Genomic DNA, 20707 nt, shown 5'->3' with positions numbered 1-20707 from the left:
CGCTTAAAAACTAAAATTCAACCCTAGTGTATAAATCTTTGGTACTGGATACGCGCCGTAATCAATACCCGGCACTAATGGACTTGTATCTCCACGATTCATATTAGTACCTTCGGGATTTCCATCATACCCGGAAAACATAAATGGGTTTTGAAGATTGCCGTAAATACGAACATTATTGATTACGCCGCCAATTGGCTTGGGCAAGGTATAGCCGAACGTAATATTTCTAACCCATAAATAGTCGGTCTTTTCGATAAACAAGGAGTGCGTATCACGATACATAACGCGACCACGCCCTGTACCATTGGTAGTCGGCACTAAACCGCTCCCCGGATTATCTTCCGATCGCCAGCGATCTGCAACTTCTTTGCGGACATTGAAAACACCATCGATATTATCCGTGTAGAATCGTGTTGCATGCAACATCTCTTGTCCCATCGCACCAACCATCATCACACGTAAATCAAAGTTCTTATAAGTAAAGCTATTAGTCATACCCCAAGTAAAGTCAGGGTAAGGATTCCCAATTACATCAAAATCATCGTTAGGTGTAATCTGACCATCTCCGTTGACATCGCGCATGCGCAGGTTTCCAGGAATTGCACCAGGAAAACTTGGATATTTGTCTAAATCAGCCTGATTCTGATAAATCCCATCCACGACATAACCGATAATCATTCCAACCGGCTCTCCGATTCGCGTAATGTTGGTGAAATTACCCTCTGAACTCTGACCAGAATAAATCGGATCGGTACTTCGTCCTAGAGCGATTACTTTGTTACGGTTAAACGAAATGTTGAAATCGGTAGTCCAAGTAAACTTGTCCTTTTGAATATTTGCAGAACTAACCGAGAATTCATAACCTTTATTTTCTACATCCCCTCTATTCTCTGTCACACTAGTAAATCCGGAAGATTGCGGAACAGGAGTGTTTAAAAGAAGATCAAGTGTATTTCTTCTATAAAAGTTCGCGGTAAATGTCAAACGATTATTCCAGGTTGAAAAGTCCACTCCAATATTCAACTCTTTCATTCGCTCCCAGCCCAACAGGGAGTTCGCTAAACTATTCATCACACGTCCCGGCGCTAAAGCCCCACCCAGCACATAGTTACCTGTGCCGATACTGCTTAGCGAAGCATAGTTTGCAATATTGAAGTTACCACTTCGACCATACGATGCTCTCAAGCGCAATTCGTCTAACCACTCCTTACCTTTTAAGAATGCCTCTTCAGATAAGCGCCAACCGACTGCAACCGAAGGGAATGAACCCCAGCGATTGTCTTTCCCAAATCTTGAAGATCCGTCCGCACGGAAGGATGCTGTTAAAACATATTTATTTAAATACGAATAATTTACCCGCGCTAAATAAGATAGTAATGCCCAATCTTCAATCGCAGTTCCACCGGTAATTCGTGCAGCACCATTTAAGGTTTGAATGTCGTCGTCAGGAAACTGTGTGCCATTGAAAGAAGCGCCTTTATTTTTCTGAACCTGTACGGAATAACCCGCAAGTGAATTTATGGAATGGCCATTTTCGCTCGACCAATCATAAGTTAGCGTATTTTCGTTTGCCCAGTTGATATAGGAGTCTCTATAATAGCCCCCACTCGGAATCGATAATCCAGGCGCATTTTGATTGGCTAGCGTAGAAGGACGGAAGGTTTCCCGACTTTCATCTAAATAATCAACGTTGAAGGTAGTTTTGAACTTCAGGTTAGGTAAAAAACTATATTCGGCATAAGTGCTCATCAATAGTTTCAATTCTGACGATTTGTTAACCCGTTGATTCAAATACATCACAGGATTCGGGTTACCGAAAGACCCCGCTGACTGAATGTAGGGAACATAACTCCCGTCGTCGTTGTAAATCTTAGCAACCGGTGTAGTGATTTCAAAAAACTCATCGCGACCCTGCCCGTTTACTCCACCTTTCAGATAGGAAAGCGTAGGAGATAAATTGATCCCCAATTTTAATTTATTGAAAATAGTACCATCTATATTTGCGCGAACTGAAAAACGATCGAAACCTGTATTTAGCATCGTACCGGTTTGATTCAGATAACCCGCTGAGATAAATGATCGCATATTTTCACTACCCCCACTTAAGCTAACATTTATGTCTGACATAGGCGCAACCCGAAGGACTGCATCATACCAGTCTACACCTGCTCCTAAAGCAGCTGGATCTCTATACTCTTCGGGAATATCATTGATAGTTGGTTCTCTATTCTCCTCAAAGCGTATCTTATCCTCGATTGCCTCTTTACGAAATTGTGCAAATTCTTGAGCATTCATCAGATTTGGACGACCCTTTTGCGGAACGGACTGTAGCCCTGAACTCGCGGCAACATCGATTTTCATCTTCCCAACGGCGCCCTTCTTCGTATTAATCAATACCACGCCATTGGAGCCTCGAGAACCATAGATCGCTGTAGCAGAAGCATCCTTAAGAATAGTCATCGATTCAATATCATTTGGATTGATGGTCGCTAAAGGATTGCTCCGCTCGCTAGACGACGCAGGAACAGGGAATCCGTCGATCACATATAACGGTTGACTTCCCGCACCGATTGCACCAATACCGCGAACTTGAATTTTTGGCCCACCGCCAGGAGTACCATTGGATGTGCTCACCTGGACACCAGCAATCTGTCCGGTTAGGGCTTGATCTGGACTAATAATAGCTTGACCACGAACGTTCTTCATCGAAACTGTCGCGATTGAGCCTGTAACATCCCTTTTTTGTTGACTTCCATACCCAATCACCACAACTTCGCCGATATCTTGCTGACTCGATTCCATCGTTACATTGCGAACACTGGACTCCTGAATAACAAATTCAACATCCGCATATCCAATCATCCGAAACAACAAAGTTTGGCCTTTATTCAATTCTATTTCATAACGGCCATCTTGATTCGTAGCAGTAGCAACAGAGCTCCCCTTAACCAACACCGAGACACCCGCCATGGGCGAGTTTTCTGGATCGGTTACGAGTCCGCGAACTGTTACAACTTGTTGAATCATATCTTTTTTGTACTTACCGTCTATTTTTTTAACAACTATTTTCTTTTTTTCAATTGTTACATCCTTATTAGAGGATCTAGCGATCGAAAATTGGCTCATCAGCACTGCTGCAACAAGGCAGGCAGTTTTCGGGAAATTCCCCTTTGCTAACATGCACTTTGTATAATCTACTATCCGATTACAACTAAATCGATTGCGATTATTTCTTAGTATTTTAGGTTTGTTTAATTGGTCAGTTTGCATACCTTTGCAAAGTTTAAAGGTTAAACATAATTAAGAGTCAGGAACCTCTTTTTGATCTTGTTTGCTTTAAATTTTAACCGACGGTGCTCGAACACTGTCGGTTTTTTTAAGCAATTATTTACTGTATTTTTTTTTCTGCTTAAAAAATCCTCCTTTCTATAAATCATTAATATTTTATTTTATAGGTTCGCTTCGTACCGGGCGAAAGTAACAAAGCACATTACATTTATAATTGTTAGTAGTTCGGATGTTAGAATTCCGAAATGCGTCTAACCAAATATATTAATCACAAAAGTGGAAAGCATCCTGTGCTATCCTGACACCTCATCTAGGAAGGCCAGACGATTTATTGTCCAGACTACTTCAACTATAACCCCTTTCAAACCCAATACAAACCCAATACAAACCCCATACAAACCCCAATCATAACCGTTCGGAAAGGGTTATGATTGGGGTCTGTATAAGTTAAAGTGAGTGTTTAATGTTTCGCAGACTGCCATAAGAGGGCAGTCTAAGTTGAGGAGGATGTCTAATACCTTAGAACTGATCGATAAAGTCTGTCAACAGGTTTGCATAACCGTTAAACCTTGTGAATGGCAAAGTTTCGTAGCGGTCATAGATATCGTGATAGGCTGTTGTGCCTCCCAGTGTATAGATGAAAAAGGCAGGCACGCCCTTTTCATAAAAAGGAGCGTGATCGCTGCGGTTCATGGCACCACGAACTTTAACTTCCGGCAAATATTTTTTTTCAGCATTCAACTTCGTGAGAAGGTCAAATTCTTTGGTGAAGATACTTCCGTTGACCACCTGAATCCCGTCATCGCCTGTACCGGCCATATCCACGTTGATCAGGAACTTTACTTTTTTCAGATCGTTCAGCGGGTTTGCTGCATAATATTTAGATCCTAAAAGTCCACTTTCCTCGCCTGAGAAAGCTAAGAATATCATGTTATACTTCGGCTTATTCTTACCGTAATATTGCGCCAAGTACAGCATGAGTGCTGTTCCACTAGCATTGTCATTAGCCCCGTTGAATACGACTTTTTTACCGATGACGCCCAAGTGATCGTAATGTGCTGTCACGAGGATGGTAGAATCGGAGTCACTACTTCCTTTCAAGAAACCACAAACATTCTGCGTTTTATAATCGGGTTGATATTTTGCCGTAATATCCAAAGATATCTGACTGTCGTTTGGATTTATCGCTAAATCTTTGATGTAGACTGCCGGTTTTAAACTTTGGCTTACTGAGGCTCTCCAAGTAAATTTGCTTGGGGTATTCACCACAATGGCGCGGTACTCTCCTGCAGTCATCAAAAGCATTATGGCACGACGAAGCTCCTGCGCATTGATAGTCTTCAACTGTTCGGCCTCATCAATATAGATGGCTTTGCCTGCGTAAGCTTTATCTTGTGCAATTTGTCTTAATACGTTATCATCATTCAATTTTCCGGAAACAGGAACGAGATCGAAGCTTCCATTGATGGATGGCGATGCGGCATCGACCAAGACATTCACCCCCATTTTCAGTTCTTCATTATTTAATTTGACGGTTGCCGCTTTCGGGAACACATTAGCCCCTAGGCTGAAATATTGCATAAAGGATTTGCCATCTACTGGTGTCAATCCTGATTTCTTCATTTCCTTCGCAATATATCCGGCTGCTTTTTTGTCGCCATTAAAGACATAACCGCGACCTGCGTACTTATCGGACGCTAATACACTAACGACTTTGCGTGCATAGTCTTCTTGCGCCTGAGCAAATTGACAGGCCACAAAGAGCATTGCAATCAGTGTAAATAATCTATTTTTCATTGTTTTTAATTAGTGGTAATAGGATACTAGAAGGATATTGACGATTAAAAAATACCCGATGATTATGCGTTTCGAAATCCGCTTCGTCGGCTTCATAAATATTGACAAACTTCTGCGGATTGCGATCCACCAAAGGGAACCAAGAGCTTTGAATCTGCACCATGATTTTATGCCCTTTCTTAAACACATGGGCAGCATCTTGCATATCAAATTTAACTTGTGTGACTTGGTTGGGTTGCATCGGCTCAGGATGCGAGAAACTATTTCTATACTTGGCGCGCATCACCTCCCCTCTGACCAGGATTTGCGCATCCGATAAGGGTGCATCTTTTACATAGGGATGCACATCGATTAATTTAACGATATAGTCTGCATCGGTACCGGTTGTACTAACGAATAAATTCGCCTGTAGGTTTCCCATGATTTTGACATCCTCCGTCAACACCTCCGACTCAAAAACCAATACATCGGGACGTCTTGAAACAAACACCTGATCTTCGAACATGTATTTAAAGCCGCGCATTAAGGTTTTCTCTGCCGTATAAGGTACGGGCTTGCTCGGGTCTGCGGTGTATTCCGCGTAAGCGGTATCAGCAGCTTCCGGTTTATTAAAAGATAATCCGCCGTTGGCTTGTAGATAGAGAGGTGTTTCCACCTGTTCCTTCGATGGCCATTCACTCAAGTAATTCCACTCATTCGCTCCCGTTACGAAGATGGAAACAGGGGCTAAGGGCTTTGATTCTTCATTTTTCAAATGCTTTTTGAAAAAGGCTAATTCTAGCTCTTCGCGATAATAATTACTGGTATTGGATGCAAAATCGAGGTCTCCTAAGCTTCTGCCATCTCCCCTTGTCCAAGAACCGTGATACCAAGGCCCCATCACAAAAGACAGTTTATTTTTTCCGGATTTCGCAAGTGCTTCGTAAGTCTTCAAAGGACCATATAGATCTTCCTGATCGAACCATCCGCCAACAACAAGGACCTCAGGTTTAACCTTGTTAAGATATTTGGTATAGCTACGCTCTTCCCAATAGGCGTTGTAATCCGGATTGTTCATCATCTCATTCCAGAGGATGCTTTTCCCTTGCAGGTAGTTTTTGTTGAAGTTCTTTAACGGACCTGACTTGAGGTAAAAATCATAGCCATCGCTGGTGTTGTATGCATAGAATCCTCCTGGGTGTGTGGTGCCTACGGAGTCTCTCATTTTTCCGAAAGAAGATAGGAAAGAAAAACTTCCCATCAGCATAAATGCGCCGTTATGATGTCTATCATCTCCCAAGAACCAATCGGTCACTGGCGCTTGTGGGGAGACTGCTGTTAGATTCGGATGCGCATCAATCAGTGACATGGATGCATAGAAACCCGGCGAGGAAACACCCCAAATACCGACTTTCTTATTCGATTTAAGCTGTTTTATGAGCCAATCGATGGTATCGTAGGTATCCGTTGTTTCATCCGTTTGGCCTTTTTTCTTCTTAGGAATATAAGGACGATTGGCGATGAAATCACCTTCCGATTTATACTTCCCCCGCACATCTTGATACACGAAGATGTAGCCGTCTTTTGCAAACTCCATGCTTGGACCAATGCTAGGGCGCATCTTATCCTCCCCATAAGGGGCAACGCTATAAGGTGTGCGGATCATCATAATAGGATAAGATTTTGACCTATCCCTGGGCTCATAGATCGCCGTGAAGAGTTTTGTTCCATCCCGCATTGGGATATACACTTCACGCTTGCTGTAATTGTTTTTTATGTACTCGGCATCATTTGTTTGTTGTGCGAACAAAAGCGTTGCACAACAAACAAAAAGGCCTACTAGAAAGTGCTTCATTCTTTACAATCGTTATTTCTTTAGTGTCGACTTGTATAAAACCAGCTGTTTTTTTCCTTTTTTATTAGGTTCATTGTATTCCACGTTTGTCATCTGCGCGTTCTTCACGTCGTCCATGACAACAGCTGGACGGTATTCCTTATCCTTCGCTGTGAACTTCACGTTTTCGAAGGTTACTCCGTCTACATGGCGCAAATAGAATGCCCATGCAGGTAATTCCTTAAATTGAGAAAACTCAGGGTAAGCCGCTTCCATCTCCGGAATGCTATCCAATTCTTTCGGGCTAGTGCCACGGAAGGCGTAGTTGGGATTTGAACCTCCCGGATAGACAATCTCAACGTTTCTCAAGACTACATTCTTGATCGGTTGACCTTTCAATCCAACAATACTCGCTGGTGAGATATTTCTTGGATTGTCTTCAACAGGTCCTTCGAATGCATAACCAGCATCGGGTTTGTCTGCAGGAACTTCGATGTAGATATTCTGCATCGTCACGCCATCGATCGACCCTTGTCTGCCTTTATTCCATCGCGCACCGATGCGTAGATAGATGGCATTACCGGTATTGTAAGCATACAAGCTGTCTACTAGTACATCTTCCACGATACCTCCGTCAGGAGTCGCAATCGTGAAAGCAGAACGAAACGTGTCATACACACGGTTGTTGATGATGCGGATATTTTTATATCCACCTGCTGAAACGGTTCCAAACTTGATACCATTTGCACTGGAGCGTGCTACACAGTTTCTGATTTCGATGTTTTCATTCATCTTCGTCGCGTCATGCGATTTCAAACAGATGGCATCGTCAGAAGCATCGATATAGGAATTTAATAATTTGAAATTCTTACAATCAACGATGTCGATACCGTCATTGTTCCAGAACACTTTGCTATCCACCGTGATGCTGTCGATCAACACATCCTCACATTGATCATAGGTCTGAACCCAGTCGGCAGAGTTTTTCACAGTGACATGCTTGATGGTTACATTATTGCATTCGCGGAAATAGATCGCCTTTGGGCGATTATTTCTTGGTCTATCGTAATCTAATGGATCCTTGATAATCCCTTTGTGGATATAATCCATCAGGCTGTAGGCTACTTCTTTTCCCTGTCCATCGATGACACCCTTACCGGTAATTCCCACGTTCTTTACCCCTTTGGCGTAGACCAAAGCATTGTTAGGCGTTCCGACATTATAGTCATTGATATTGGTAGAACCTAGCAATACCGCGCCCTCTTCTAAATGCAGAGTGACGTTGGATTTCATATGGATAGTCCCAGTCAAGTATCGCCCGACGTAGAACTTTAAAGTTCCTCCACCGTTCTCACTAATGAAATCAATAGCACGCTGAATGGAAGTCGTATTTAGTGTAGTTCCATTTGATTTAATCCCAAAGTAGGAAGCATTATAATCCTTCGCCTGCAACAATCCTATGCTAAAGATCGTGCACAGTATACTTAAATATATATTCAATCTCTTCATGCTCTTCTCGATTAAATGGATTTGCCGTTTGGCGTTATACTCTTTTTAATGGCGATCGTTTGGCTTGCTTTATCTTTAACCAAAGCCTTGCCAGCGGTATCTACATAGAGATTCTCGAAGCTTACACCTTTGGAACCGGTAAGCACTAAACCTCTAGAATTTGCATAGTTTTGGCTGCGGATAATCTGATTTTTGAAGGATACATTCGTACAGTTTACCAACTCCGCGACATCACCAGATGAGTCTTCTAACACGATTCCGTCAATCTCTACGTTCTGGCAATTGTTAAACCCTAGTAAAGTCGGGCGAACGGTATTAAGTTCATTGGTCACAACGCCCTTATTCACCTGATCATCAATCTTTGTTTTTACCGCAGCTGCTTGTCCTAGGATAACGCCTTTCCCGATAATTTTTACGTTGGATTGGTTCTCTCCATAGATAAAATAACGCTTACCGTTCTTTTCAATGAAGTCGTAGTAGCTTGGATTCGCAACTAGGATAGCACCTTCATGCAAGTTGATCGTAACGTTAGATTTTAGTTCTATACCGCCTGTTAAATATCGTCCTACGTAGAAGTTTAAAGTACCTCCTCCTTTAGATGATATTAAGTCGATAGCGGCTTGTATCGAACGCGTATTATTTGTCTGTCCGTCGGATACACATCCGAAAGCAGAGGCGTTATAGTCGACTGCTAAAGCCTGACCGAATGACATCGTCAGCAATAGCATGATGTATAAGATTCTTTTCATGTGATTATTATTTTACGATGTCAACATTATTGCTTTTATGCAAGAAGATCTGCTCCTTATTTCCAGCTTTTACCTCATCAAACGTCACGTTTTCAAACTTACCTGTATTCAGGTCGTCCGTTACGATGGCTGGTCTGTAGTCGGCTGCTAGCGCCTTAAATTTCACGTTCTTGAACGTGATGTTGTTCGCATGACGAATATAGAATGCCCAGGCCGGTAGCTCTTTGAATTGTGAGAATTCAGGATAGGCGGCTTCCATTTCTGGGATACCATCCAATTCCGCTGCGGAAAGCCCTCTTTTCGCATAATATGGATTACCCGCGCCTGGATAAACAATTTCGATGTTCTCCAATGTTACGTTTTCGATCTTATAGTTTGGCAATCCAATAATGCTCGCTGGAGAAATATTTCTAGGCAGGTCTTCAATCGGCCCCTCATAGTTATATCCCTTATCAGGTTTCTCCATAGGTACTTCAGCGTAGACATTTCTTATCGTAATATCCTTCATTACCGGTTCTTTCCCCTTGCTCCAACGATTACCGATTCTTAGGAAGATCACATTTCCTGTGTTGATTGATCGAACACCATCCACTAGAATATTCTCCACGATACCACCGTCTACGGCGGCGAAAGTAATTGCAGAACGATATGTATCATAAACCGTTAGATTTCTCACCACGAAATTGCGGAAGCCACCACGTGAAACCGTTCCGAATTTTAAACCTGATGCACTTGAGCGTGCCGTACAGTTTTCTACTAATACATTTTCGCAAATAGCGTTGGCATCATGCGACTTAAAACAGATCGCATCATCTGCGGCATCGAAATGCGAGTTACGAATAATCACATCCTTACAATCGACAATGTCAATACCGTCATTATTCCAGTAAGATTTACTATCCACCGTAATACTGTCAACCAATATATTGACGCATTGATCGTAGGTTTGATTCCAGCTCGCAGGGTCTTTTAACGTGATACCAATAATCTTTATGTTCTTACATTCGCGGAAATAGATATTCTCCGGTCTATTCCATTCGCGAACGCGGTCGTATTTCAATTCATCTTCGATCAGCCCACGGTGGACAAGATTCAGAGTATTCATGGCGTTGTCAAAACCACGACCATTGATAGTCCCCTGCCCCGTAATACCGATATTCTCCTGCTTAATAGCATAGATTAATGATTTCCAATTAATATATGGATCCTTATCGTAATCAAAGGGATTCAGAGAACCTAGAATACTAGCTCCCCTTTCCAGATGTAGCGTAACATTTGACTTGATGTAAATTGTCCCCGTTACGTAATTGCCTGGTCCAAATACTAATCGACCCCCACCTTTCGCATTTACATAATCAATAGCAGCTTGAATAGATTTCGTATTCAGCGTGTTTCCATCGCCCTCAATACCAAAATCTCGAACTGCATAGTCCTTTGCAAATACCTGAAGGCTGCAAAAACAAACGAGTAAGCATAATAGTTTCTTCATTATTGTAGTCTTTTTGGTTAGTTATAAATTTCTACGGGGCCTACAATCCCCATGGATTGTATTTCCTGTTCGCGTCCAGGTCTGTTGACCCAGTACTGCGCATTTTCATTGTCTTTTAAAGTCTTTAGATAGTTGCCCATCGTGGTAGTCACACGAATCTCAATATCATTGCTTCCCGGTTTGAGGAATTTACTGATATCGTATATGCGGCGACCAAACCATTTTACACCCACAGGCTGTCCATTGATAAAAAGGTCTGTAATTCCGAACACCTGACCTAGATTAAGCGTCTGGTTCTTGACGTTCTGAACATTGATTTTCTTACGATAGATCGCCGTTCCGGAGAAGTCGCGCAATTCATCATCAAGCTTCATGTCGATCAGCTGAGATAGTTGAATCTTCTTACTGCGGTTCTCCTGAGCATGCTTGAGCTCAAGCTCCCATTCCGCATTCAGATTTTGTTTGTTAGTACCGTCTAGTTTCGCAGGCTGATACCATTCGCCACCCTTCGACTTGTCGAATACGACAAGAAGGGACTCCGTTGGTCCGAAATTGTGCTCAAAGCCATTAGAGCTATCCAATTTCAATCGAAAACGCTCGCCCGTGTCGGCATCCCAAATCCAAGCTTGTTTGCCTTTGCCAACTCCCGATAGGAAATCAATGCGCGTTTTATGGCTGTTGAATCGGTGCGCATTCTGAAAGAAAAAGAACTCCGACTGATCATCACGGATATATCGATTCTGCATGAAGAAGCGATTCGGCTCACTGATTTTGACATACTTTGGCAGGTTTTGCTCTTCATGAAAGCTCTGATACCATTCCAAGAATTTATTATCTACGGGCTTTTCTACGAAGACGAAGTTTGAACCTAGCCCTTTAATTTTCTGCATCCAGGTCTGCACTTCCCGATCTCTAGCTTGCATATCCTTAAAGCCCAAGCTTTTCGACGGAGTCGTCTCCATACAGATCAGTTTGCCACCCTGCTGTACAAACTCGTGCAATTTCTTGGCAGTTTCCACACCTAGGCTTTTAACGCCAGGAAGAAACAATACGCCGTATGATTTCTTTCCAAACATAATCTTGCCGTTTTGAATCTTAGAATCTTTAAGAATCAACTCCGTGACGTAATCTGCCGCACCTCCTGTTTTATGGATAGCTTCCCATAGCAGGGAAGTGTAAGGCACGTTGAGGCGCTCTGGGAAAGGATCCGTTTGCACACCTTTCTCTGCCCACAGATCGTAGTTTGCAGGGAGTATAGCCATATCGGTATACATATCTGCATTCTGCAATTGTGAGGACAAACGAGCCTTGTAAGTATTTAAATATTTAAAGTAAGGCCACCAGTTATTCTTCTCCGAATAGTAAGATCCATATTGAATCCATCCAGGGAATGGCGCCTGCTTTGGCGAATAGTTGAAACCATGCCAAATGGAATGCGTAATACCCGAAAGTAAACTCTGATCTGACCCTAATTTAAGCAGTTCTAAGGTCGCATTGAATACTAGATAGGTGTTGGTCATCTCCTCGCAGCTTACCACTCGCTTGCCTGTCAGATGAGCGGCAGAAGAAACGTACTTATTGATCATCGTATAGCCTCGACCACGACGATAGTCTTCATCCGACATCTCTTCGCCTAGCTTATGTCGTAGGTAGTTTGTTGTCCAGGACTCTCCTTCAGGAATGTCATAGCCTAAGGAAGTTTCTAACGGGAAAAAGCCGCGTCCATAAGCCTGTGCTCTAGACTTAACTTTTAAGCCCTTACACCAGGCTAAATAAGTTTCTGTAAATCGCTCTCTTAATAAGCAAGCCTTCACATATTCGAAGTCAAATCTAACGCGACTCAATACTTCCTTAAAGTCTTCCGACTTCTCCGCACCATAGTTTTCATCAACTACAGCGCCTAGTCGACCTACTTTAAACATAATAAAAGGCAGGTAAGGCATCAGGTCGTAGCCGCAGCGCTTTTGGAATTCTTCAGCAAAATCATGAGTCCAGTTACAGCCCTCTAATTCCATGCTATCAGAAAATAAAGCACGCAAGTAATTTGAGAGCGCCCCAATGCGATTCTGCATGGTATTGGACATGCGGTTCAAGTAATTCTGTACCGCCTGCTTGTCCATATGATTCAAGATAGAGCCTGATGCGCCCGGCGCGCCGTTGATAACCTGTGCAAACGAAGTGTATCGAACGACCGCATAAAGCACATGCTTTCCTTCCGGTACATCCACATGTATCGTCGCGTCGTTACGCTTAGCAGACAGGTCCTGTGCTTGATCAAGACTGCTCATCGGATCTTTCGCCAGATGCAGCGATAGAATCTCCGGCTTGCGAAGTGGATTCTTATCGGTTACTCCCGGATCCACGGCCTGACAGATATTGAACTGCGAGGTCTCAAATTGCATGGGTCCTGTCAGCTTCTCCGCATAGACTAGCACAACCTGCGCACGCTCGTCCTCCTTCAGGTCTTCCGAGCCGAAAGGCCATCCCGAGCCCACGATAAGATCACTCGTCATATCTAATGACTTCGCATCGTCTGCAGTATGTTTTACCAGATCAATCCATTCATTGCTCAGCCATTTTACCGATGGTATCCCCATATCGTCTGCCCTTTTAGGAAAGGATATAGGGTTTATTTCTACCCCGCCAATGCCGGCATCTTTCAACAGACGCAATTGACGCGACAGTTCGCCTTTTTCTACCTTATCACCATTCCACCACCAACGGACGAAAGGACGATAATGCATGCTTGGATTTTTAAAGAGTGTATACCAATCCTCTTTTGCTTTAAAGGCTGAGGAAGCAAAGGATTCCTCGAGGTTGGCTAATGCCAATCCCGCACCTAACAGAGAGGTGTTGCGTATAAAAGATCTTCTATTCATAAATTTAAATAGTCTTCAAATGGTCCATTAGGTATTTTTTTATCCACAGGTTTTGACGCCATTGCTCCTCATAATCCTTCACTGAATCGCCGGACGTAATGAGATACGGTGGAGGGCCAAACTCCGTGGTAAAGGTTAGTTTCTTTCTTCCTAATTGGATTTGTTTAATAATATATTGTTGCCAGACCGCTAAATGGGTCTTTACAATGTCTTCAAATAATGGGTTGCTAACATCCGATATCTGTGAGCCTTGCGTGTGCCCGACACGCGAATGCACATGACATACATCGGATAATAGGCTAGTTAATAGGTCTTGCTGATCTTCCAGATAGCTTTCCGATACGCAATACCAATGTGAGATATCCAACGTCAATTTAAGACCCGGAAATTGCTCTTTGATTGCTGGAATTCGATGAATCCCGTAGGTCCATTTATTACGGTGTGTTTCCTGATAAATGGATATTCCTGTTTGTTGTTCTACTTTAGAACAGACCGCTAAACATGCTAATATCTGCTCGCTCGTATAGTACTCTCGACCCACCTGTGCAGAAATGAATTCCGGAGCCAAACCATACTCCCCTAAGTTAGCGAGTTCTGTAAGCTGTTCCTCTAATAATTCCAAATAATGTGCAAAGTCCTTCGCTCCGCCAAATACAGCGAACACGATACTATAACGCAGTTGGCGATCCTGCAGACTTTGCAACATCTGCTGGTAGTCATTTTTATTTTTCTCCCCATAAGGGTACCATTCAATTCCTTGATATCCGGCGTCTTTAACGCGATCTAGAAAATCAGTCCAAGCAGTATGCTCTGCCCCCCAACGCGGATAAAAGAATTGGATATCTACCATGATTTATGATAGATTAATGGGTTTTGTTCGTCATCATTCAACAGATCGCCTACTTTCAATGTAGCCAGGTAATCCGGAGGAAGAATATTCGCTTGTCCGTTGAATACATTGCCATCCGGCATGTACGCGCAAGTCATTGCCCGGCGGTAGCCGTTGGTCATGTTCGGACCAGCGCCGTGAATGGTCAATCCGTTGTGGATAGAACAGCTTCCGGCTTTCAATGGTGCTGGGGCAGGATTTATCTGCGCTAGCTCGGGATATACTTCAAAAATACCGTTCATATTCTTGCCGATACCGATGTTCGTAAAGTCCGTTTTCTTAAATGATCCAGGCACAAAATATAAACAGCCATTCTCCAAGGTAGCATCGTCTAATGCGATCCAGATGGATAGCGCTTCACGGTCGGAAAACGACCAGAAAGGCGTATCTAAGTGCCATGCTGTCGGGTTGGCGAAGGGACGTTTGAATAAAGCCTGATCGTGCCAAATACGAATACCATCCGCCTGCGCTAAATTGCCAACCAACTCACCGATACGACGATCCAGCATCAATTCTTTAACACCTTCATCCGTTTGCCATAAATTCAATAGCTGATCGAATACTTTTCCGAAGTAATCCGCATCTTTATTGATTCCATCGTCCTCTCCCACTTGTGTTTTCTTACCAGGCATCTTTTGCCCTGCTCTTTTTTCCACGGCAGAGAAAACGACCTCCCGCCAATGTTCCAGCTCTTCGGGACTCAAAAAATCCTCGATAACTAAATAACCGTTCTCACGATAGAATGCAATTTGCTCCGGGCTAACTTGATACTTCATAATATTAGTTTATTTATAACATAGGTAAAGCAAGGTCTTGGCAGACCTTGCTCTATGATTGATTAATTTTGAACCATCTTATCGTTGTACATCATCTCATCCAATGGAATCTGCAAAGTCATTTTTGATACCGGGTAAGAAGATTTATCGACATGGTTTGTCGAACCAGCACGGTTTACCGCGATATTCCAACGCTTATTGTTGAAGAATTCGCGACCACCTTCGCCCCATAGCTCGATACGCGTTTGCAATTGAACCATTTGAAGCGGCGTAAGGCCTGCCATTCCTGGATAGTTGTCCACTGTAAGCGTTGTTGCACCTGCTTTAGTTCTAGCCGCCAACAATTTATTTAAAGTCGCTTTCGCTCCTGCTGCATCGCCGCTTTGTGCCTGTGCTTCTGCTTTCATCAACAAGGCTTCCGATGTACGGAAAAAGTAAGCCGTATTTTTGCCCACATTTTTCTTATCGTCACTGCCTAGTCCATGCGTTGCAGCAAACTTCAGGTTCGTGTATGCAGGAATAGTACGTTTGTCGTTGTTTGTAGGATAGGTATAATCGCCCCAAGCAGTTGCCATAAACGCATTCTTACGGAAGTCATCTGCAGCGATGCTATTGTACAATCTGGCGTCGATACGTTGGTATCCGCGCAACAGACCACCCTCAGCTTCGGCAAATGGATTCATCCACATGTTATGTGTCGTCAAAGCGTCGCCTAAAGGAAATCCGAAGATTACCTCTGGGTTCACAGCATTGTTCAGGAAGCCATTCTTCTCCGGACGCATAATTGGGCTTGCCTGCGTACCGTCGTTCGTTGCTCCATAGGCCGACTGCGGTAATAGATTAGGATAGTTTGCTAAGATATCATTCGTCGATGAAATTACCGTAGCCCAGTCTCCTGTCCATAAGGCAACACGCGCAAGAATAAAATTAGCAACCCCTAGATCAAAATCGTTTACCTCAGCAGTATAACCTTTCCCGGCATCTTTTAGATATTGGATGGCTTGTTGAAGATCCGCCTTGATGAAGTTATAAGTCTCCGTTGCTGTAGCACGAGCTTTGCTTTCTTGCGTTGGCAGGTAGGTATCATAAAGCGGCATTCCTAGCTTATCCTTGCCACCTTGAAGGTAGGCATCCTGATAGTTCTCCATCAAGAAGTTATAGGAGTAAGCACGAAGGATCAAGCCTCTAGCTTTGAACTCTTTCAAGATGGTATTGCTTCCCACCGTTGCATCATCTAAATAGTTGAGCATCTTGTTGGCCGTGGTGATACCATTCCAAGCAAAAAACCAGTATGGCGAGTTTTTATTTGTTCCTTCGGAAATAAAATCCAAAAACCTATACTCATCGCCACCAAAGATCGTTAGGTTCTGATCTCCAAAAACGATGTCATTTCCTTCCAAGTTACGCATAACTTCCAAACCGAAAACGTTCGTATATCTAGATTCAGAGTTACCTGATCCACCGTAGTTGAATGCGCGGGGCATACTATTCGCCATACCACCTAAGACGGTACGGATTGTTGCTTCATCACCACTTTTCAATAACTCCTGGATTTGCTCATCCGTAATGTTATTCGGTGGTGCCACGTCTAATTTCTTATTACATGAAACGAATAACGTTCCTGCTATAAAGAACAAAAATATCTTTTTCATAATGTGATTCTTTATTAAAATTCTAGATTAACACCTGCTGAGAATGTACGCATCGTAGGGTAGCTGTAAGCACCTACTTCCCAACCACCAACTAATGACATTCTTGGGTCGATACCACTGTGTGAAGTCAGCATAAAGATGTTGTCGCCAGAAGCATAAACTCTTAATCTTTTGATTTTGCTATTTCCTAATAGATCCGCAGGAAGTGTATAGCCTACTGTAATGTTCTTTAAGTTCAAATAAGAAGCATTGAACATCGCCATATCGCTATACATCCAGCTTCCGAAAGTAGAACCGTTTCCATACGTATTTCCATACATCACCATTGGGAATTTAGCACCTGTATTTTCTGGCGTCCATGTATTGCCAATCAATTCTGATGATAAAGCTTTACCTGGGTTCTCAGTTACGTATAAGCTGTTTGCATACTCTGTACTCAAGAATTTACCACCAACTTGGTAAGCAAATGCACCGTATAGGTCGAAGTTTTTATAACGCAATGAAGTAGAGAAACCACCAATCCAAGAAGGAACAGCACTTCCCATTTCATAACGGCTCGCTTTCGAGTAATCTGTAGTCGCTACACTTTCTCCAACTTTAGAGCCTGAGAATAAACCAGCGCTTAGATCTGCTTCCGTTACTCTATGGTAGAACATCGGTAAACCTGTGCTCTGATCGACACCCGCGTATTTGAAAAGATACATGTTGAAGTAGTCCTTGTCGATACCGCGTAGGTAAGCAATATTCGTATTGCCAGCTGTACCTGCCGAACTCCAGCCGTCTACACCGCCAGTCCAATCACCATCCAATGCTGCAGAACCAACACCCGGAGGAACTTCCTTCAAGATTGTACGGTAGTGCGTTCCATTAGTAGAAACGGTCCAGGTCCAGTCCTCGTTTTTAATAACATCCACACTTAAGTCAACCTCAAAACCGTAGTTGCTTAATTTCGCAGAGTTCGTTAATATCGATGATTGTCCTTTGGACATAGCGATAGGCTGTGACCAGATTGCATTGGTTGTTAATCTGTTATAGTAATCGAATGTGGCACGAACGCGATTGAATAATCCGACCTCTAAACCTGCATCGAAGGTGTTGATTTTTTCCCAAGTCAATTGATCATTCACATAGGCATTTTGGTTCAACACGTAGGATGTAGGAATACCTGTACCACCCGTCGTCTGTTGATAAACTGCTGAGAATCCCCAAGTCTGATAACCTGAATAGTTAGAAATACCATTCTGATTACCAATAACACCATAACTAGCGCGAACTTTTAAGTTATCTAACCAGCCTTGTGTATTCTCCATGAAATCCTCTCCGTTGATTCTCCAACCTGCACCAACAGACCAGAATGTACCCCAACGTTTATTTTTCAATTTGAACTTCGAAGAACCATCACGACGTACAGAAACTTGCGCAAAATATTTATCCGCATAATTATAGTTACCGCGAGCGAAATAACTTTCCATACGACGTGTATCAATACCACCACCAGGGTTGGAGAATGTACCGCCGTCATAGCGACCAACATAGTTCGCATAGGTCGGGAAGTTGTCGATCAGGGAGTACGATGAACGATAGTTTAAGGTCTCAAATTGGAAAGCATCATATTCATGTCCTAATAAACCTTCAATCGTGTGAGAGCCTATGGTTTTGTTATAGTTCAATAATTGTTGCGCATTCATGATAGACACATTCGAGAATACTTTTCCGAATGCACCAATTCCAGCTGCTTGGCCAGATTCCGCATTCCAGTAACGCGTACGGATATCATTGAATTTATCTAATGAGAAGTTTGCTGTAAACGTGAAATCGTTCAAGAAGTTGATCGTTCCGTAAACACGCGTATTCCAATCATCAGAAACTCGCTTATCGATATCATTATCTAATACCGTCAACACATTGGTTGAGCTTAATGCTGCTGCCGTTGGACCTACCGGTGACCAGGTGTCGCCTTGTAGCACGTGTACTTTATCTTTACCATTTTCCTGAATGATATTTCCATTCTGATCACGAGCGAACAATTGCGTCAGTGGGTTTTGTCCGTTGATAAAGCGGAAAGCGTTTGCTGTCGAACTACCCGGATTACGACCAAAACGTGTTGCCGGCGATTGCGTATCGCGGTTAGCATAGCCAACATTGGCACCTAATTTCAACCAATCATAAACCTGTGCATTCACATTCGCACGACCGTTATAGCGTTTGAAGGATGAACCGCGGATATAAGATGGGTCTCCCAGGTAACCACCCGAGATAAAATAGTCTATTTTGTCTGAACCGCCAGACGCTGAAACATTGTATTCCTGTCTAGTTCTGTTTTGAAGTAAATGTGAGTCATAGTTTTCGTTGTAAAGTAATCTTGCATTTGGATTCAACTTACCGTCTGTATTAACAAGGTAAGCGCCAGTCATCGTCGACGATGCATTTGCACCTGTTCCTCCTGTTGGCGTGTAGATGGCTCCCGGCACATCATACAACATCCAGTTGCCTAAGTTATTTACTTTAAAATCAGTTGTTGAGCCGGTATAGTCAAACAAGTGCTGCGACGCAAATAGCGCTGCCTCCTCATGTGACATATTCGGATTTTGGACATTCGTCGTGTAGCCTTTGGCAGTTCCTGAACCGTCTACGCCATAGCGAACTGAATTATAAATGGACAACCAAGCAAATTCATAGATATCTTTTGGATCAGATATCTTGTCATATTGGTATGGTCCAATTTGATTCATCCCTAGTTTACTTTCAAACGCAATTCTTGGCGTTCCTTTGACACCCTTCTTGGTCGTGATTAACACTACCCCATTGGCACCACGAGAACCGTAAAGCGCTGTGGAAGCGGCATCTTTTAAGATCGTCACGCTCTCGATGTCCTTCGGACTGATCGATGCAAGCGGGTTATCGTTCTGTGCTGGAACACCATCGATTACCACTAATGCATTAGACGTGTTTTGATTTGCCGATCCTAAACCACGAACGCGGATACCCATATCGACCCCTGGCTGACCGTCAACCGCCGATACTTGAATACCCGGTGCAGCGCCTTCTAAGGCTCTACTCACCGTAGAGTTGGATTGTTGCGTTAATGCTTTGGAGTCGATTTGCGACACAGCACCTGTCAAATCACGCTTCCTTGCCGTACCGTATGCAACGACAACAACCTCCTCCAGTTCTGACTCGTCCTCAGACAGCTGAACTCGAATGTTGGACTCCGCGCCAACGGTTACTGTTTTTCTTGCATAACCAACATATTGAAAGATTAATGTTGAATTGGTTCTGGTTCCAATTTCGAATGTACCATCATTTGCCGTGGAAGTGGCATTCTTAGTAGCAGAGTCGGAAATGGATACTCCCCCTAATGCAGCACCTGTTGTAGCATCTACAACGGTACCCCGGATTACTCGATCGGTCTGAGCCATACTCATGCTCGTGGTAAACACGAACAGCATGCTCAAAACGAAAGAGAAATACCTTCCTAATTTAGATTTACACATAGTTGTTGATATTGATTAATAACTTGATAACCAAATATCATTTATTTACTATGAAAAACCATCCTGTTGCATCCTGTATCGTTTTAGCACGCTATTAGCGAATAATTAAGGCTTTTATTGACTTTCAATATATTTTAAATTCTGGTCTCGAAAAATAATCCAGCAGCTAATATAGCTCAGCCTAAAATTCCCATTAGGTTAATTATCTTTTATTAGGACAGGAAAAATTCTTGAAAAAAGTTTGAAAAAGATGGCTTCTGTAAAATTCGAGCCATCAAAAATGACCGGCTCTTTAATTTTGCTAGATCTTGACTGAGGGAGAGTCGCTTCTAGCAGGAGACTGGTTCTACACTAAACCCTTTCAAAGCC

At 43.0% G+C, this 20707-nt stretch carries 11 protein-coding genes; all 11 read right to left on the bottom strand.

Translation table 11 applies throughout. From position 1 onward, the window contains the following. Positions 1 to 3 precede the first annotated feature (3 nt). The 11 genes from DSM08_RS04010 to DSM08_RS03960 all read right to left on the bottom strand — a co-directional run bounded on the left by DSM08_RS04010 (position 4) and on the right by DSM08_RS03960 (position 20338). Entirely contained in the window at positions 4 to 3030 is a 3027-nt protein-coding gene (locus DSM08_RS04010) for a SusC/RagA family TonB-linked outer membrane protein (protein ID WP_187773970.1), read from the bottom strand. 780 nt (positions 3031 to 3810) lie between these two features. Continuing rightward, positions 3811 to 5088, bottom strand: a complete 1278-nt coding sequence (locus tag DSM08_RS04005) for a M28 family metallopeptidase (RefSeq protein ID WP_149524948.1) — start codon at positions 5086 to 5088, stop codon at positions 3811 to 3813. Continuing rightward, entirely contained in the window at positions 5078 to 6922 is a 1845-nt protein-coding gene (locus DSM08_RS04000) for a CocE/NonD family hydrolase (RefSeq protein ID WP_149524947.1), read from the bottom strand. The genes DSM08_RS04005 and DSM08_RS04000 overlap by 11 nt, the downstream gene beginning before the upstream one ends. A 12-nt stretch (positions 6923 to 6934) precedes the next feature. Next, the gene (locus DSM08_RS03995) at positions 6935 to 8410 is read right to left on the bottom strand and encodes a glycoside hydrolase family 28 protein (protein ID WP_149524946.1); all 1476 of its coding nucleotides are present in this window, start codon (positions 8408 to 8410) and stop codon (positions 6935 to 6937) included. Between the two features lie 11 nt (positions 8411 to 8421). Beyond that, complete coding sequence (locus tag DSM08_RS03990; RefSeq protein WP_149524945.1) at positions 8422 to 9159, bottom strand: glycosyl hydrolase family 28 protein; 738 nt, start codon at positions 9157 to 9159, stop codon at positions 8422 to 8424. 7 nt (positions 9160 to 9166) lie between these two features. Further along, complete coding sequence (locus DSM08_RS03985; RefSeq protein ID WP_149524944.1) at positions 9167 to 10648, bottom strand: glycoside hydrolase family 28 protein; 1482 nt, start codon at positions 10646 to 10648, stop codon at positions 9167 to 9169. Positions 10649 to 10665: 17 nt separating this feature from the next. Beyond that, positions 10666 to 13527, bottom strand: coding sequence for a glycosyl hydrolase (locus DSM08_RS03980; protein ID WP_149524943.1), 2862 nt, complete (start codon positions 13525 to 13527; stop codon positions 10666 to 10668). Between the two features lie 4 nt (positions 13528 to 13531). Further along, entirely contained in the window at positions 13532 to 14377 is an 846-nt protein-coding gene (locus tag DSM08_RS03975; RefSeq protein WP_149524942.1) for a sugar phosphate isomerase/epimerase, read from the bottom strand. Further along, positions 14371 to 15192 carry a phytanoyl-CoA dioxygenase family protein gene (locus tag DSM08_RS03970; protein WP_149524941.1) on the bottom strand — a complete coding sequence of 274 codons (822 nt, stop codon included), beginning with the start codon at positions 15190 to 15192 and terminating at the stop codon, positions 14371 to 14373. Before DSM08_RS03970 ends, DSM08_RS03975 begins: the two co-directional genes overlap by 7 nt. A gap of 62 nt (positions 15193 to 15254) precedes the next feature. Further along, positions 15255 to 16844 (bottom strand): RagB/SusD family nutrient uptake outer membrane protein, encoded by a 1590-nt coding sequence (locus DSM08_RS03965; RefSeq protein ID WP_149524940.1) that lies wholly within the window; start codon positions 16842 to 16844, stop codon positions 15255 to 15257. 14 nt (positions 16845 to 16858) lie between these two features. Continuing rightward, complete coding sequence (locus tag DSM08_RS03960) at positions 16859 to 20338, bottom strand: SusC/RagA family TonB-linked outer membrane protein (protein WP_149524939.1); 3480 nt, start codon at positions 20336 to 20338, stop codon at positions 16859 to 16861. Between the last annotated feature and the right edge of the window lie 369 nt (positions 20339 to 20707).

The sequence above is a fragment of the Sphingobacterium hotanense genome (genome assembly GCF_008274825.1).
Lineage (GTDB): Bacteria > Bacteroidota > Bacteroidia > Sphingobacteriales > Sphingobacteriaceae > Sphingobacterium > Sphingobacterium hotanense.
The sequence above is the reverse complement of the archived record's forward strand: the minus strand, read 5'-3'. Positions and strand labels throughout refer to the sequence as shown.

Bases quoted from the DNA above. Each gene is read 5' to 3' on its own strand.
- DSM08_RS03960 (WP_149524939.1), bottom strand. From the start codon at position 20,338: ATGTGTAAATCTAAATTAGGAAGGTATTTCTCTTTCGTTTTGAGCATG.
- DSM08_RS04000 (WP_149524947.1), bottom strand. From the start codon at position 6,922: ATGAAGCACTTTCTAGTAGGCCTTTTTGTTTGTTGTGCAACGCTTTTG.
- DSM08_RS03965 (WP_149524940.1), bottom strand. From the start codon at position 16,844: ATGAAAAAGATATTTTTGTTCTTTATAGCAGGAACGTTATTCGTTTCA.
- DSM08_RS03985 (WP_149524944.1), bottom strand. From the start codon at position 10,648: ATGAAGAAACTATTATGCTTACTCGTTTGTTTTTGCAGCCTTCAGGTA.
- DSM08_RS03995 (WP_149524946.1), bottom strand. From the start codon at position 8,410: ATGAAGAGATTGAATATATATTTAAGTATACTGTGCACGATCTTTAGC.
- DSM08_RS03990 (WP_149524945.1), bottom strand. From the start codon at position 9,159: ATGAAAAGAATCTTATACATCATGCTATTGCTGACGATGTCATTCGGT.
- DSM08_RS03980 (WP_149524943.1), bottom strand. From the start codon at position 13,527: ATGAATAGAAGATCTTTTATACGCAACACCTCTCTGTTAGGTGCGGGA.
- DSM08_RS04010 (WP_187773970.1), bottom strand. From the start codon at position 3,030: ATGATTCAACAAGTTGTAACAGTTCGCGGACTCGTAACCGATCCAGAA.
- DSM08_RS03975 (WP_149524942.1), bottom strand. From the start codon at position 14,377: ATGGTAGATATCCAATTCTTTTATCCGCGTTGGGGGGCAGAGCATACT.
- DSM08_RS03970 (WP_149524941.1), bottom strand. From the start codon at position 15,192: ATGAAGTATCAAGTTAGCCCGGAGCAAATTGCATTCTATCGTGAGAAC.
- DSM08_RS04005 (WP_149524948.1), bottom strand. From the start codon at position 5,088: ATGAAAAATAGATTATTTACACTGATTGCAATGCTCTTTGTGGCCTGT.